Genomic DNA, 14,332 nt, shown 5'->3' on the forward strand with positions numbered 1-14,332 from the left:
TCCGCTACCCATTATCTTAACCTCAGTCGCAAAACGGCGATGTGGGCTATCGTGCGCAGGGGAAAAGCATGTGACGGGGCGTGGTATTTGTCGGATATTAATTTCACGCATCAAAATAATTGTTCGGTTAAATACTAAACCTGATGTAGAAAAGCAATCCATATGTGGTGGAAAGTTTGAACTGTGCCACAAAAAAGCACCTAAATAGGTGCTTTTTTAACACATTGGTCACTTGTTGTTCGAGTGTGACCGAGGGAGTTATTGTTGCAGTTCCTGCTCGGTGAACAGGTCGGCAAAGAGTGCTGTGCTGAGGTAGCGTTCGCCGGAAGAAGGCAGAATAACGACGATAGTTTTATCTTCAAATTCTTTTTCTTTGAGCAAGTTCAGCGCTGCGGCAACGGCTGCACCGGAAGAAATACCGGCCAGAATGCCTTCTTCTTCCATCAAACGGCGTGCGGTGCTGATCGCTTCTTCGTTCGTCACTTTCTCTACACGGTCAATCAGTTTCAGGTCCAGGTTACCTGGAATGAAGCCTGCGCCGATGCCCTGAATCTTGTGCGGGCCCGGTTTCAGCTCTTGGCCTGCCAGCGCCTGAGTGATCACGGGTGAATCGGTAGGTTCGACTGCCACGCTGATGATGGCCTTGCCTTTGGTGTTCTTGATGTAACGGCTCACGCCTGTCAGCGTACCGCCTGTGCCGACGCCAGAGATAAAGACATCAACTTCACCGTCAGTATCTTCCCAGATTTCAGGGCCGGTGGTTTTCTCGTGAATTTCTGGGTTCGCGGGGTTGCTGAACTGCTGTAGCAGCAGATAGCGCTGCGGATCGCTGGCTACAATCTCTTCTGCCTTGGCGATGGCACCTTTCATGCCTTTCGCGCCTTCGGTCAGCACCAGGTTCGCACCCAGCGCTTTCAGCAGCTTACGACGCTCGATGCTCATGGTTTCTGGCATGGTGAGTGTGAGTTTGTAACCGCGAGCTGCCGCGACGTAGGCTAGAGCGATACCTGTGTTTCCGCTGGTAGGTTCAACCAGTTCGATGCCCGGTTTGAGAACGCCACGCTTTTCTGCATCCCAAATCAGGTTGGAGCCGATACGGCATTTTACGCTGAAGCTGGGGTTGCGGGATTCCACTTTAGCGAGAATGCGTCCGTTGCCGATACGGTTCAGGCGAACCAGCGGCGTATGGCCGATTGTGAAAGAATTGTCTTCGTAGATCTTGCTCATAGCCTGTCCTTATAACTGTATGAAATTTTTGCGAACGTAGAGAGAATACCCGTTCACACTTTTCAGTGAAGTAAAGAATTGCTATATCGTTATGTTCTTAAGAAATATCTTTTCATTACAATAGTAAACACTGGCTGTTATCAGCCAGTGTTTACTGTCTTTTTATGGTGCTTTTTTCGGCAGGGTTGCTGACAGATCGCGATAACGATCCACCCACAGCTGCGTTGCACCACATACCGCGACGGGCATGATGACCAGATTCAAAAAAGGCACCAGCGTAAACAGGCTGACCAAGGCGCCAAACTGCATATTGGCGACTTTATGGCGACGTAATGCCTGGCGCATCGTGGTAAAGTCCACTTTGTGGTTATCAAAAGGATAATCGCAGTACTGAATCGCCAGCATCCACGCGCTGAACAGGAACCACAGTACCGGAGCGACAGTTTGTCCAATGCCGGGGATGAAATAGAGAAGCAGTAGCGCAATCGCGCGTGGCAGGTAATACGCCAGTTTTTGGACTTCACGCTTCATGATGCGTGGGACGTCTTTAGCGATGCCGAGTATGCCGAGTATGCCGCTGTCCGGCAACGTTTGGCCGGTGAGTTTTGCTTCCAATTGCTCCGCCAACAAGCCGTTAAACGGTGCGGCGATAAAATTGGCGATCGTGCTAAATAGGTAGCTGAATACCAGCAAAATGGAGAGCACGGCAAGTGGCCAAATGAGGTAACTGAGCCATTGCAGCCAGCTCGGAATGTGGCTCATGATCTGCGGAATCCAGTCATTCAACTGGTTGAAAAGCCACCAGAAAGCCCCGCCCATCAGGACGATGTTCATCAATAAGGGAAGAATAACGAAACGTCGGATGCCCGGTAGTGAGATCAGGCGCCATCCGGCAAAAAAATAGTGTATGCCGCTGCGAACCTGGCCTGCGGTGTTGCCGTAAGACGATTTTTCGGAAGATGGTGGTTTTTCTGAAGACGATTGTTTTTCTGAAAACATAGTGCCGATAGACTCAGTCATTTGTTTGTTGAGGCATCATATCGGGATGATCTTATGCTGACTAGCCCGCATTTGGATGAAAAAACAGCAAAAAAGTGCGTTGTATCTATCTTTATTGTCATAAAGTACCGTGCAGGCTTGCACTTGTGTACTCAGGCAAATAGAGTTAGTAGTATAGGTATTTGCCGTGGTGGCAATGTTTTTTTGGAACAATTGGGATAGCAATGATGCAGGACTTGCGTCTGATATTAATCGTTGTTGGCGCGATCGCTATAATAGCGCTGTTACTGCACGGCTTGTGGACTAGCCGTAAAGAGCGCTCGTCCCTTTTTCGTGACCGCCCGGTTAAACGTGGAAAAAAAGCGCGTGATGAAACGCCGCTTGACGATCTGGATGAAGGCGTTGGCGAAGTTCGCGTGAAGGGCGCCCGCCCGCAGCAGAGTGAGCCTTCATTTGGCAGCGCTTCACTTGATAACTCATCATTTGATAACGCGTCGTTTGATAACCCCTCATTCACTAACAACAGTGCACGTGAAGACGCTCGTTCAGAGGCGAAATCGCCATTTGAGCACCTGTCTCCCGTGTCTTCTTACGATCCGCTACTGGATGAAGCGACGCCAGTGGATTCTCCGCGTGCGCAAGTACGTGGTGATACTCATCCGCAGGTTGTCGTCCCTAGAGAAACCGCTATTCCCGAGCCGAGCATTAACGCTCCGCGTGAGCCGTTTCCGTATGATGCACCTGTATCTGCTCCACAGCAGCCTGTTGCACATTCGCTGCATGAGAAAGTTCAGCCTGAGCCAGTTGAACCCGCAGCGGCAAAAGAAGCGGTTTTGGTGCTGCATGTTGTGGCGCATCAGGGCGGTGTCATTGGCGGTGAACTGCTGCTGCAAAGTCTGCTTCAGGCCGGTTTCCAGTTTGGTGAAATGAACATTTTTCACCGCCATGTGAACCCCGCTGGCGCAGGCCCGGTGTTGTTCAGTCTGGCGAATATGGTTAAACCCGGATCGTTTAATGTCGATGCGATGTCCGAGTTCTCGACGCCCGGCGTGTCCATTTTCATGATGGTGCCGTCTTATGGCGATGCCAGCCAAAACTTTAAACTGATGTTACAGTCTGCACAGCGTATTGCTGACGATGTTGGCGGTGTGGTGCAAGATGACGAACGTCGTATGATGACGCCGCAGAAGGTTGAATCCTACAAAGCCCGCATTCGCGATGTGCTGAAAGCCAACGCCTGATAGACATTTATGTGAAAGCATAAAGTTTGCGAATGCAGTGGGTGAGAGAAGCCTCCGTTAGTGGAGGCTTTTTTTATTCTTCGAACCGGCAGTGGTGTGGTGTAAAAAGCAAGAAAAGGTGAAACGTAGTGAGTGAAGCAAAAGGATTAAAACAAGAGCTTGGGCTGATTCAGGGCGTGGGGTTGCTGTCTACTTCGCTGCTGGGGACTGGGGTGTTTGCGGTTCCTGCGCTGGTCGCACAGCTGGCACAGCAAGACAGTCTATGGGCGTGGCCGATCTTGATCCTGTTTGTTTTTCCTATCGCAATCGGCTTTGCCGCGCTGGGGCAACATTTTCCTAATGCGGGCGGAGCCGCGCACTTTGTTAACCTCGCTTTTGGGCCGCGCATGGCGCGGGTGACCGGTTGGCTATTTCTGTCCGTTATTCCGCTGGGGCTACCTGCTGCCTTGCAGATTGCCGCAGGGTTCTGGCAGGCGGCATTTGGCTGGAGCGATCTGGGGCTACTCTGCGTACAGCTGCTGACACTGGGCGGTATCTGGCTGCTTGGTCTGCGCAGTGCGGGGTCCAGCGCCAATATTCAGATCGTTATCGCGATGCTGGTGGTGGGGCTGGTTGCCGCGATCTGGTGGCAGGGCGATATCACGCCTGCACACATTCCCTGGCCGTCGGTGGAGGAACTGTCATGGTCTAACACTTTTGGTGCGCTGGCCGTGATGTTCTGGTGTTTCGTCGGCCTTGAAGCCTTTGCCCACATGGCGACGGAGTTCCGGGTGCCGGAGCGGGATTTCCCACGGGCTTTACTCATTGGCATGCTGGTCGCGGGGGCGGTGTATTGGGGATGTACGGTAGCCGTGCTGCATTTTAAGGCTTATGGGGAAGGGATTGCCGCCACGGCCTCACTGCCGGGCATCGTTGTGCAATTGTTTGGTCAGCATGCGCTGTGGATTGCCTGCTTTGTCGGGTATCTGGCCTGCTTTGCCAGTGTGAATATCTACACGCAGGGCTTTGCCCGTTTAGTCTGGTCGCAGGCACCGAAAGGGAGTGCGCTGGCGAAGCTGTCCGCAGGGCAAGCGCCGGTGAATGCGCTGTCGGTTGTGGTGGCCTGCTGTCTGGTGTGCTGCCTGTTAATTTACTGGCTCAGACTGCCGCTGGACATGTTGATTGTGTACGCGAACGGCATCTTTGTGCTGATTTATTTGCTGTGTATGCTGGCGGGGTGGCGTTTGCTGAAAGGGCGCGCCAAAGTGATGGCGGCAATCGGCGGCCTGCTCTGCTGTGCGCTGTTGCTGATGATTGGCTGGAAATCGCTGTATGCGTTAATCATGCTGGCCGTGCTGTGGCTGTTCCTGCCACGTAAGCAGGTCGAACTGGTTTCCCACTGAGCTGTTTATTCTGAATGCCGCGACGTGAAATCTGTGTTTCTGAGGGCTGGCGCTGGCGCAGAGTAGGGAATCGAGCAACGCCCTGATTAGGGCGCTGCATCGCGATGTTACGAGCGCTTGTGATGAGACGAATTGCTATGAGGATTAGTCGTTTTCCGGCGCAGCGGCGGGCTTTTCTTCCGTAGACAGTTTCGCTTCCAACTCAGTCATACGCTGTTCCAAGCGAGCAATCTTCTCGCGTGTGCGGAGCAGAACCTGCGTCTGAATATCGAACTCTTCACGGTTCACCAACTCCAACCGAGTCAGCTGTGCCTGCAAGACCTGACGAATCTTTTTCTCCACATCATCACCCAATTCCCGGATACCTTTTGGCATAGATTCATGCACTTGACGGGCGATTTGCTCAATCTTCTTTGGGTCAATCATGTCGCTTTCCTGATTAGGTTATGTAAGTTATTACTATAGCAAGTGTAATGGGTATAAATGAAATCTGACATCTGCTTTGCACATATTTAGCATCATTTTACTGTAATCCAGCATACGTTTTGCCCTATTTCCTGTGGCGGATCAATTGCCCTATCGAGGTATTAGCGTTATAGTAAACCCGCTTATTCTCAGGGCGGGGTGTAATTCCCCACCGGCGGTAAACCAGTGAACGCAGTCTCTGCGCACTGGAAGCCCGCGAGCGCTCTCGCTGTGTTTTCCGGTTTTTATTATCGGTTTCGCAGCGTGGGGTCAGCAGATCCGGTGTAATTCCGGAGCCGACGGTTAAAGTCCGGATGGGAGAGAGTAACGGTATCTGTCGAGCTATATGCTCGCTCGCGTTATTTTTGTTAGCTATTACTATGCAACCAGTAGTAATGGTTACTCCTCAAGCTCGCCCTGATTCTGGTAATCCATAATAACATTGAGGTTTTTTACCATGAATCAGACATTACTTTCTGAATTTGGCAATCCTACCGAACGCGTAGAACGCGCACTTGATGCATTGCGTCATGGCCGCGGCGTGCTGGTGTTGGATGATGAAGATCGTGAAAACGAAGGTGACATGATCTTCTCCGCTGAAAATATGACCGTTGAACAAATGGCGCTGACGATTCGTCACGGTAGTGGCATCGTGTGCCTGTGCCTGACGGAAGCGCGTCGCCAGCAGTTGGAATTGCCGATGATGGTGGAGAAGAACTCCAGCCATTACCAAACGGCGTTCACCGTGACGATCGAAGCCGCCGAAGGCGTGACGACGGGCGTTTCTGCTGCCGACCGCTTGACTACCATTCGTGCCGCGATTGCGGATAACGCTAAGCCAAGCGATCTGAATCGCCCTGGTCACGTATTCCCGCTGCGCGCCCAGCCGGGTGGCGTGTTAACGCGCGGGGGCACACTGAAGCGACGGTTGACCTGATGACGCTGGCGGGCCTGAAGCCGTCTGGTGTTCTGTGTGAACTGACGAACGATGATGGTTCAATGGCGCATGCGCCGGAAGTGATCACGTTTGCCAAACAGCACGACATGCCGGTGCTGACGATTGAAGATCTGGTCGCTTACCGCATCGCGACAGAGCGCAAAGCCAGCTGATGCTTGCAGCGTAATAGCAATAAGAAGGGCCGATTAATCGGCCCTTTTGTATTTTACGGGTTTAGGTTTTTTAACCGCAAACCGGTGCTTACGGCTTTCTTGCCAGCAGCGTGGCGAAGCGCAGTTTGATGCGGTTACCCTGCGCATCGGTCTTGTGCAGTTCGCCCATATCCTCGTTGTACTTGAGGATCTCCCAATCGGCGTAATAGTTCTTCAGCTCGCCTTCTTTAAAGGTAAACGAGAAGGGCATTGGGCACGGGCAATCTTCCGTCGACATCGCGGCGATAATCAGGTTATAGCCGCCGTTAACGGTGCTGTCCTGAATGTTGCTGATGATGTGCGGAATACGATCGCGTTCCAGGAACATCAGCACGACGGTCGACAGGATAAAGTCGTACTGTTCTTTGATTTCCGCCAGATTGATGTTGTAAACGCCAGCCCGAATGTTTTCCAGCGCTTCGCTCTTGATGATGTTATTCAGCGAATCAATGCTTTGCTCATGCTTATCACAGGCCGTGACATCAAAACCACGCAGATTCAGATACAGCGCGTTGCGCCCGCCGCCGCAGCCTAAATCCAGCGTTTTGCCCGGTTTGATGTGCTGCACGGCGTTGATCACTTCGGAATGGGTGCGCGTCAGACCGTATTTTTTATGATAGAAATCTTCCGCTGAACAGAAAAAGCTGAGCTGACATTCCAGGTCGTCAGAGAACGAGACGATGCGGTGCCACGCCTGCGGCTCAACAAACGGCGGCTGGTTCTGCTCGGAGAACTGGAATGTCTCCAGCGTATCGCCGTCTTCGGTCAGCATGGAGAAGGTCATTTCCCCTTTCAACACGGTCAGTTTCGCCCAGGTGCCTTCCTGCGTGTTGTGCTTTTCCTGAAACGCGGCAGGCAGCGTCTGGCTGTTCCACTGCGGCATCTTCTTATAACAAATGAGATCTTGCATCGTTACCTCGGTCTGTAAATTCCAAAAGCGATAGCCGTATTCTATTAATCCGCACGCAGGCTGACCAGAAAATATGTATTTTAAATGCATTATTTATTTTGCTGTGTCAGGCCGTGATTGAACTCACGGTGGAAAGCTGTCGCAGCAGCGGAAATGCCTCTTTCATCCGCTCGCCACCGACCACAAAGGCGCGCAGCATTTGCTGACCATCCAGCGCTTTAGCCACCATCCCCAGCTCGTTCCATTCCTGCTGCCAGTGTAAATCACTGCCAGTGGTATCGCCTGCCATCTGTAAGGGAAACAGCGGCGTCTTGATTTTAACCAGCATCGGCGGCAGCGTTAGCGTCTCGCTGGCACCCAGCAGGTTTTTCGCCAGCGTAATCGCGCTGAGCTGAATCGGTTGCAGGAAGGGCAGGAACTTACCGCTAATCTCTGCGCAGTCGCCCAGCGCATAAATCTGTGGATCGGTGGTCTGTAATTGCGCATTGGTCTGAATGCCTTTCTGTACCGCTAACCCCGCCGCTTTCGCCAGTTGCATGTTGGCCTGCAAACCGATAGCGGAGAGGATTTCGTCCACTTCGACAGAGCGGCCACCAGTAAATGTAGCCTGTACGCCGGTTTCGGTTTTCTCCAACTGTTGCAGGGTTGTGTTCAGCAGCAGAGAAACGCCCTGCTGTGTTAGCGTGAATTGCAGGCGCGCGCTGACTTCGGGCGGCATCAACGCGGGCAGAATGCTGTTGGCGCAGTCCACCAGCGTGACCCGTTTTCCGGCGCGGCCCAAATCCATTGCCAGCTCGGTTCCGATGAGTCCGGCACCGAGCACCAGCACACGTTCGGCTTGCCAGAGTCGGCCTTCGTGGGTGCGGTATTCCTGCTGACTATTGAGCGTCAGCATATGTTCGCGTCCCGGAATCGGCGGCACCATCGCGCTGGCTCCGGTTGCGAACACCAGTTTGTGGTAATCGTAACGATCCGTGCCGCAGATGACCTGTTGTGCATGGCGGTCGATGGCGGTGACACGCGTATTGGCCAGCAGCGTGATACGGTTTTCTTCGGCAAACGCGGCTGCGGACAGTTTGGTCAGATCGTCGGCGTGCTGTTGCAGGCTCATCACATGGCTTAAATCCGGCTTGTTGTACTCATCGCCGCTGTCGGCGGTAATCAGGCGGATAGGGCAGTGAGCATCCAGCTTGCGCAGCTGTCGGATGAGCTGGCGGGCGGCAAAGCCCGCGCCAATAATCACGATATCTTTCATCATCCTCTCCCTAGCGAATCGGATTGAAAACGTCTTTACCCAGTCCACATTCTGGGCAGAGGAAGCTGTCTGGTACGTCCGACCATAGGGTACCAGGGGTGACATCCTGCATCGGTTCGCCGAGCGCCGGATCGTAGATCCACTGGCAGACGCTGCACACCATACAACCGTTTTCTGATTGTACCGCTGGCTGTGCGGTTGACTGTGGCGCAGCGACGTCATTGCATCCGCAGGCGCTCTCGGCTGGGGCACTCACATTCTGCGGGGCGGTGGTGGTTTGCGGAGCCGCCGCAGTCTGTTTTACGGGCGAGATGACGCGTCGGGCTGGTGTGTTATCCAGCGGATGCAATGCCCACTGACGGGCGATTTCGCGGCCGTGATTGCGGCAAATTTCCAGCGCTGAACCATCAGGACGCCATTTGGTTTTCAGCGCCAGTGTCGTTTCAAAACCGGCATCCATCAGACGGGTTTGAACGCGGTCTATCGCACCGCCGTTCCAGCCGTAGCTACCGAACGCCGAGGCTTTCTTGTTTTGGAAACGCAGGCCGGTGATCTCTTCCAGCATGGCGGCGACCTTCGGCATCATCACGTTATTCATGGTGGATGAACCGACTAACACACCTTTCGAGCGGAAGACCTGTGTCAGAATTTCGTTCTTGTCGTGACGGGCGACGTTATAGATTTTCACCGCGACGCCGGGATCGACATCGTTGATGCCTTGCGCAATGGCGTCGGCCATCATGCGGGTGTTATTGGACATGGTGTCGTAAAACAGCGTGATACGATCTTCCTGATAGCTGTCCGCCCACTTCAGATACAGGTGGATGATCTGAGCAGGATCGTCACGCCATACCACGCCGTGTGAGGTCGCAACCATCGACAGCGGCAGGTTAAAGCCCAGCACTTCGTGGATCTTGGCGGTGACTAAGCGGCTGAACGGCGTCAGAATATTGGCGAAATAGCGCTGGCACTGCTCGAACAGTTCGGTTTGATCCACTTCGTCATTGAACAGGTGCTCATCGCAGTAGTGTTGACCGAACGCATCGTTACTGAACAGTACGGCATCCTCGGTCATGTAGGTCATCATACTGTCTGGCCAGTGCAGCATTGGCGTTTCGATAAAGATCAACTGCTTGCCGTTGCCGATATCCAGCGTGTCGCCGGTTTTGACCGTGTGGAAATTCCACTCGGGGTGATGGTGGTGACCAGTAATGGAATCGATCGCGTTGTGGGTACAGTAAATCGGCGTGTTGGGAATACGCGCCATCAGCTCGCTCAGCGCCCCGGCGTGATCCTCTTCGGCGTGGTTGATCACGATGTAGTCAATTGTGTTCAGATCCACTTCCGCCATCAGGTTTTGCACAAACTCACGGCTGAATTTGTGATCGACGGTATCGATCAGCACGGTTTTCTCTTCGCGGATCAGGTAGCTGTTGTAGCTACTGCCTTGCAGCGTTTTGTATTCTGTGCCGTGAAAGTCACGGACTTCCCAGTCGCGTTGTCCAACCCAGTGGATATTGTTCTTAACGTGAATTGTCATGTTCTGAAACCTCAGTAGTCATAGTCGGGGATATGCTGTAGAGATTGCAGGAAGTGTGCCAGTTTTTAATATATTGATTTATATGGTTTTAATAAAACGTGATTGTCAAAATGACATTGTTTCTCTATTGTCGTAATGACACAATCTCTGTCATTAGGACACACCATGACGCTCTCTATTAACGCCCTTGCTCGTATTGCTATCGAGCTGCAAATGGGGCTATCAAATCAGGACCGTTTCCAGCGCTTAATCAACAGCCTGCGCCAGCTGCTGCGCTGCGATGCTTCGGCGCTGCTGCGTTACGAGAATCAGCTGTTCCGTCCGTTGGCGATCGACGGTCTGGCGCCGGACGTACTGGGGCGACGCTTTCGTCTGTCCGATCATCCCCGTTTGGAGGCGATTGCCCGCGCGGGTGACGTGGTGCGCTTTCCGGCGGACAGCCAGCTTCCCGATCCGTATGACGGTCTTATCCCCAGCCAGGAAGATCTTAAGGTGCATGCCTGCGTTGGCCTGCCGCTGTTTGCCAATCAGAACCTGATCGGCGCGCTGACCGTGGACGGTATGGATCCGTGCCAGTTCGACCATTTTAGCGATGAAGAACTGCGGCTAGTGGGGGCGATGGCGGCGGCGGCGCTGAGTAACGCGCTGCTGATGGAACGCCTTGAGCGGCAGTTGCCCGCGCCAGTGCGTGCTGAAAGTCCGGCGGCGGAAAGCGTGGATGAAATGGTTGGACTGTCGGAACCGATGCAGCGGCTGAAGAAAGAGGTTGATATCGTCGCGGGTTCCGACCTGAACGTGCTGATCATGGGAGAAACCGGCGTCGGTAAAGAGCTGGTGGCGCGGGCGATTCATCGCGGTTCCAGCCGGGCAAGTCATCCTCTGGTGTACCTGAACTGCGCCGCGCTGCCGGAGTCGGTAGCGGAGAGTGAGCTGTTTGGTCATGTTAAGGGCGCGTTTACCGGAGCGATCCATCATCGAACCGGCAAGTTTGAGATGGCGGATAACGGTACGCTGTTTCTGGATGAGATTGGCGAACTGTCGCTGACGCTACAGGCGAAACTGCTGCGCGTATTGCAGTATGGCGATCTCCAGCGCGTGGGCGATGACAGTAGTCTGAAAGTGAACGTGCGCGTGCTGGCGGCGACTAACCGCGATCTGCGGCAGGCGGTGCTGGATGGCGCTTTCCGTGCCGATTTGTTCCACCGTTTGAGCGTGTTCCCGCTTTCCGTACCGCCGCTGCGCGAGCGCAGTCAGGATGTGGCGCTGTTAGCGGGGTTCTTCTGTGAACGTAGTCGCGTGCAGCTTGGGCTGGCGCGTCTTGCGTTGACGGCAGACGCGGGCGCGTTGTTGGAACAGTACGACTGGCCGGGAAATGTGCGCGAGCTGGAACACGCTATTTATCGTGCCACTGTGCTGGCGAGAGCGGGGCAGGAATCGGGCGAGGTGCTGTTGGGGCGTGAGCATTTCAATCTTGAACTTCCCGCTCAACCTGCTCATTCCGCCACGGGATCGTCGAATGCTATCGAGATAGAGCCAGCGTATTTCATCAGCGGCGGGCTGCGAGAAGCAACGGACGACTATCAGCGTCGGATCATCCAACAAACGCTGGCACGTCATGAGGGCAACTGGTCATCCTGCGCCAGAGAGCTGGAAATGGACAGCGGCAACCTGCACCGTTTGGCAAAGCGGTTAAAAATTAAAAGAGATGCTTTTTAATTCGACTGCTATCACTTTTAGATAAAAAGGATCGCTGATTTTTAGCGGCGTAAAAGGGGCTGAACCGAAAGAGGCTTTCCGGATGAGCCGCATGGATGCGGCGAAAACCAGTGTCGCGTCGGACAAAAACGTCAGAGACGTTTTTGAACAGCACATGTGCTGGCCCGAAGGGCGAGTCTCATTTATGAGACGAGTCATCGCGTCACTGGTGGTCCGGTAAGAAGCCTCTGGCGGTGAAGGCATCGCGTAGCGACCCCGTTCCGCCAAAAAGCCCGAGGTCAAGGAGCAGCGGCGATTGGCTGCTCCTTGTCGGGTGCGTGCGGAGAATCTGCATGAAAATACCGATTGTTATCGCACACGAAATATCGCCTAACTTCTAATCACGTAAAAGTTTCTTTAACCGCATTTCACGCACTTGGCGCTCTGAATCACCTGGAAGAAATCGTTGCCCTTATCATCGACCAGAATAAAGGCAGGGAAATCTTCGACTTCGATTTTCCAGATAGCTTCCATACCCAATTCAGGGTACTCGACGCAGGTCAGACTCTTGATGCTGTTCTGCGCCAGAATCGCTGCCGGGCCGCCGATGCTGCCGAGGTAGAAGCCGCCGTGTTTATGGCACGCGTCGGTCACCTGCTGGCTGCGGTTGCCCTTCGCTAGCATGATCATGCTGCCGCCGTTGGCTTGCAGTAAATCGACGTAGGAATCCATGCGGCCAGCGGTGGTCGGGCCTAACGAGCCGGACGGGTAGCCTTCTGGCGTTTTTGCCGGACCCGCGTAGTAAATCGGGTGATCTTTGATGTACTGCGGCAGGCCTTCGCCGTTATCCAGACGTTCCTTCAGCTTGGCGTGAGCAATGTCACGACCCACGATGATGGTGCCAGTCAGAGAAAGACGGGTGGATACCGGATACTGCGACAGCGTTTTCAGAATCTCGGCCATCGGACGGTTCAGGTCGATTTTAACTGCATCGCCTTCGCCCGTTTCACGCAGGTGTTCGGGGATATATTTGCCCGGATTCTGCTCTAACTGTTCCAGCCAGACGCCCTTGCGGTTGATCTTGCCTTTGATGTTACGGTCAGCGGAACAGGACACGCCCATACCGACGGGGCAAGAGGCACCGTGGCGCGGCAGGCGGATAATCCGCACGTCGTGTGCAAAGTATTTCCCGCCAAACTGTGCGCCCAGACCCAGATCGCGCGCGGCTTCCAGAATCTCCTGCTCCAGCGCGACATCGCGGAACGCCTGACCGTGCTCGTTGCCTTCGGTCGGCAGTTCGTCGTAGTACTTGGTCGACGCCAGCTTAACGGTTTTCAGCGTGGTTTCTGCCGAGGTGCCGCCAATGACAAACGCGATGTGGTACGGCGGGCAGGCCGCGGTGCCCAGCGAGCGCATTTTCTCGATCAGGAAGCTTTTCAGTTTACCCGGCGTCAGCAGCGCTTTGGTTTCCTGATACAGGTAGGTTTTGTTAGCTGAACCGCCGCCTTTGGTGACGAACAGGAATTTATAGTCTTCGCCTTCGGTACTGTAGAGGTCAATCTGCGCGGGCAGGTTGGTGCCGGTGTTGACCTCTTTGTACATATCCAGCGCAGCGTTTTGCGAATAGCGCAGGTTGTCTTCAACGAACGTGTTGTACACGCCTTTGGACAGCGCTTCGGCATCGTTACCACCAGTCCAGACATTCTGGCCTTTTTTACCGACGATGATCGCCGTACCGGTATCCTGACAGGTTGGCAGAATACCCTTGGCGGAAATCTCTGAGTTGCGCAGGAATTGCAGGGCAACGTATTTGTCGTTTTCGCTGGCTTCCGGGTCGTGAAGAATATCGGCAACTTGCTGCTGGTGAGCGGGGCGGAGCATGAAAGAAGCATCGTGGAAGGCTTGCTGGGCCAGAAGGGTCAACGCGGCTGGCTCGATCTTCAGGATGTCCTGACCTTCAAACTGTGCGACAGAGACAAAGTCGCTGCTCAACAGGCGATATTCGGTGTCATCTTTATTGAGTGGAAATGGATCTTGGTAATAGAAGGGTTTATTCGACATTTTTTTCTCACTTGCAATTGCATCAATTAGTAAATTTTCACCTTATAGGATTCAGCATCTTATTATTAAGGCGTATTACCGCAGCACTACAGGGATGTCTCGAATACAAAAGTAGTAATCACCATAATAGTATGGTTTTTTGTCGGGAAGTACTACTTTGGTACGTTTAGACGTATTCATCCGCTGGATGAGGAATCCTGCGTGCTGAAAGGTGAAATCGTTTGTAACTAATTAAAAATGTATCGGTTTTCCCTTTTGTTCTGGTTGTGAAAACCGCTGTTTTTTCTCTCTCTAAAATTCTTCTGCACGATTCCAACACCGCTGGAGCGGCTGACATATGCTGTGCTATTGAGCCGTATCGATGTGAACGCCCCTGATATTGAGAAGCCTTGGTTACATCATGCAAAG

At 53.5% G+C, this 14,332-nt stretch carries 11 protein-coding genes, 1 pseudogene and 1 riboswitch; of the genes and pseudogenes, 4 read left to right on the plus strand and 8 right to left on the minus strand.

The window, feature by feature from the left end:
- Positions 1-258 precede the first annotated feature (258 nt).
- Both cysK and cysZ read right to left on the minus strand, forming a co-directional pair.
- Complete coding sequence (gene cysK, locus EO763_RS04055) at positions 259-1,227, minus strand: cysteine synthase A (RefSeq protein ID WP_161528170.1); 969 nt, start codon at positions 1,225-1,227, stop codon at positions 259-261.
- Between the two features lie 162 nt (positions 1,228-1,389).
- The gene (cysZ, locus tag EO763_RS04060) at positions 1,390-2,226 is read right to left on the minus strand and encodes a sulfate transporter CysZ (protein ID WP_208851980.1); all 837 of its coding nucleotides are present in this window, start codon (positions 2,224-2,226) and stop codon (positions 1,390-1,392) included.
- Positions 2,227-2,450: 224 nt separating this feature from the next.
- Here cysZ and zipA point away from each other — a divergent pair, with 224 nt between their 5' ends.
- Both zipA and yjeH read left to right on the plus strand, forming a co-directional pair.
- Complete coding sequence (gene zipA, locus EO763_RS04065; RefSeq protein ID WP_208851981.1) at positions 2,451-3,467, plus strand: cell division protein ZipA; 1,017 nt, start codon at positions 2,451-2,453, stop codon at positions 3,465-3,467.
- 128 nt (positions 3,468-3,595) lie between these two features.
- Positions 3,596-4,849: an L-methionine/branched-chain amino acid transporter gene (gene yjeH, locus EO763_RS04070; RefSeq protein ID WP_161528172.1), complete on the plus strand. Its 1,254-nt coding sequence runs from the start codon at positions 3,596-3,598 to the stop codon at positions 4,847-4,849.
- Positions 4,850-4,993: 144 nt separating this feature from the next.
- Here the strand turns inward: yjeH and ubiK are convergent, their stop codons facing one another.
- Positions 4,994-5,275, minus strand: coding sequence for a ubiquinone biosynthesis accessory factor UbiK (gene ubiK, locus EO763_RS04075; RefSeq protein WP_039494084.1), 282 nt, complete (start codon positions 5,273-5,275; stop codon positions 4,994-4,996).
- A 180-nt stretch (positions 5,276-5,455) separates the two neighbouring features.
- Positions 5,456-5,644, plus strand: a riboswitch (FMN riboswitch).
- Positions 5,645-5,771: 127 nt separating this feature from the next.
- On the opposite strand from ubiK, the pseudogene ribB reads away from it, so the two are divergent.
- Positions 5,772-6,424, plus strand: a pseudogene (ribB, locus tag EO763_RS04080) (3,4-dihydroxy-2-butanone-4-phosphate synthase).
- 88 nt (positions 6,425-6,512) lie between these two features.
- On the opposite strand, the gene tehB reads toward ribB, so the two are convergent.
- The 3 genes from tehB to norV all read right to left on the minus strand — a co-directional run bounded on the left by tehB (position 6,513) and on the right by norV (position 10,168).
- On the minus strand, positions 6,513-7,373 hold the full coding sequence (gene tehB / locus EO763_RS04085) for an SAM-dependent methyltransferase TehB (protein ID WP_044208013.1): 861 nt from the start codon (positions 7,371-7,373) through the stop codon (positions 6,513-6,515).
- 106 nt (positions 7,374-7,479) lie between these two features.
- Positions 7,480-8,631 (minus strand): NADH:flavorubredoxin reductase NorW, encoded by a 1,152-nt coding sequence (gene norW / locus EO763_RS04090; RefSeq protein WP_244322051.1) that lies wholly within the window; start codon positions 8,629-8,631, stop codon positions 7,480-7,482.
- A gap of 7 nt (positions 8,632-8,638) precedes the next feature.
- Positions 8,639-10,168, minus strand: coding sequence for an anaerobic nitric oxide reductase flavorubredoxin (gene norV, locus EO763_RS04095; RefSeq protein ID WP_161528173.1), 1,530 nt, complete (start codon positions 10,166-10,168; stop codon positions 8,639-8,641).
- Between the two features lie 165 nt (positions 10,169-10,333).
- Between norV and norR the strand changes: the two genes are divergently transcribed.
- A complete protein-coding gene (norR, locus tag EO763_RS04100) occupies positions 10,334-11,884 on the plus strand; it encodes a nitric oxide reductase transcriptional regulator NorR (protein WP_161528174.1) in 1,551 nt (516 codons plus the stop codon).
- Between the two features lie 202 nt (positions 11,885-12,086).
- Here the strand turns inward: norR and EO763_RS23740 are convergent, their stop codons facing one another.
- Positions 12,087-12,218 carry a hypothetical protein gene (locus EO763_RS23740; protein ID WP_258013199.1) on the minus strand — a complete coding sequence of 44 codons (132 nt, stop codon included), beginning with the start codon at positions 12,216-12,218 and terminating at the stop codon, positions 12,087-12,089.
- 62 nt (positions 12,219-12,280) lie between these two features.
- Entirely contained in the window at positions 12,281-13,924 is a 1,644-nt protein-coding gene (fumA, locus tag EO763_RS04105) for a class I fumarate hydratase FumA (protein WP_044208020.1), read from the minus strand.
- Positions 13,925-14,332: the final 408 nt, after the last annotated feature.

It is taken from the genome of Pectobacterium odoriferum (genome assembly GCF_009931295.1).
GTDB lineage: Bacteria > Pseudomonadota > Gammaproteobacteria > Enterobacterales > Enterobacteriaceae > Pectobacterium > Pectobacterium odoriferum.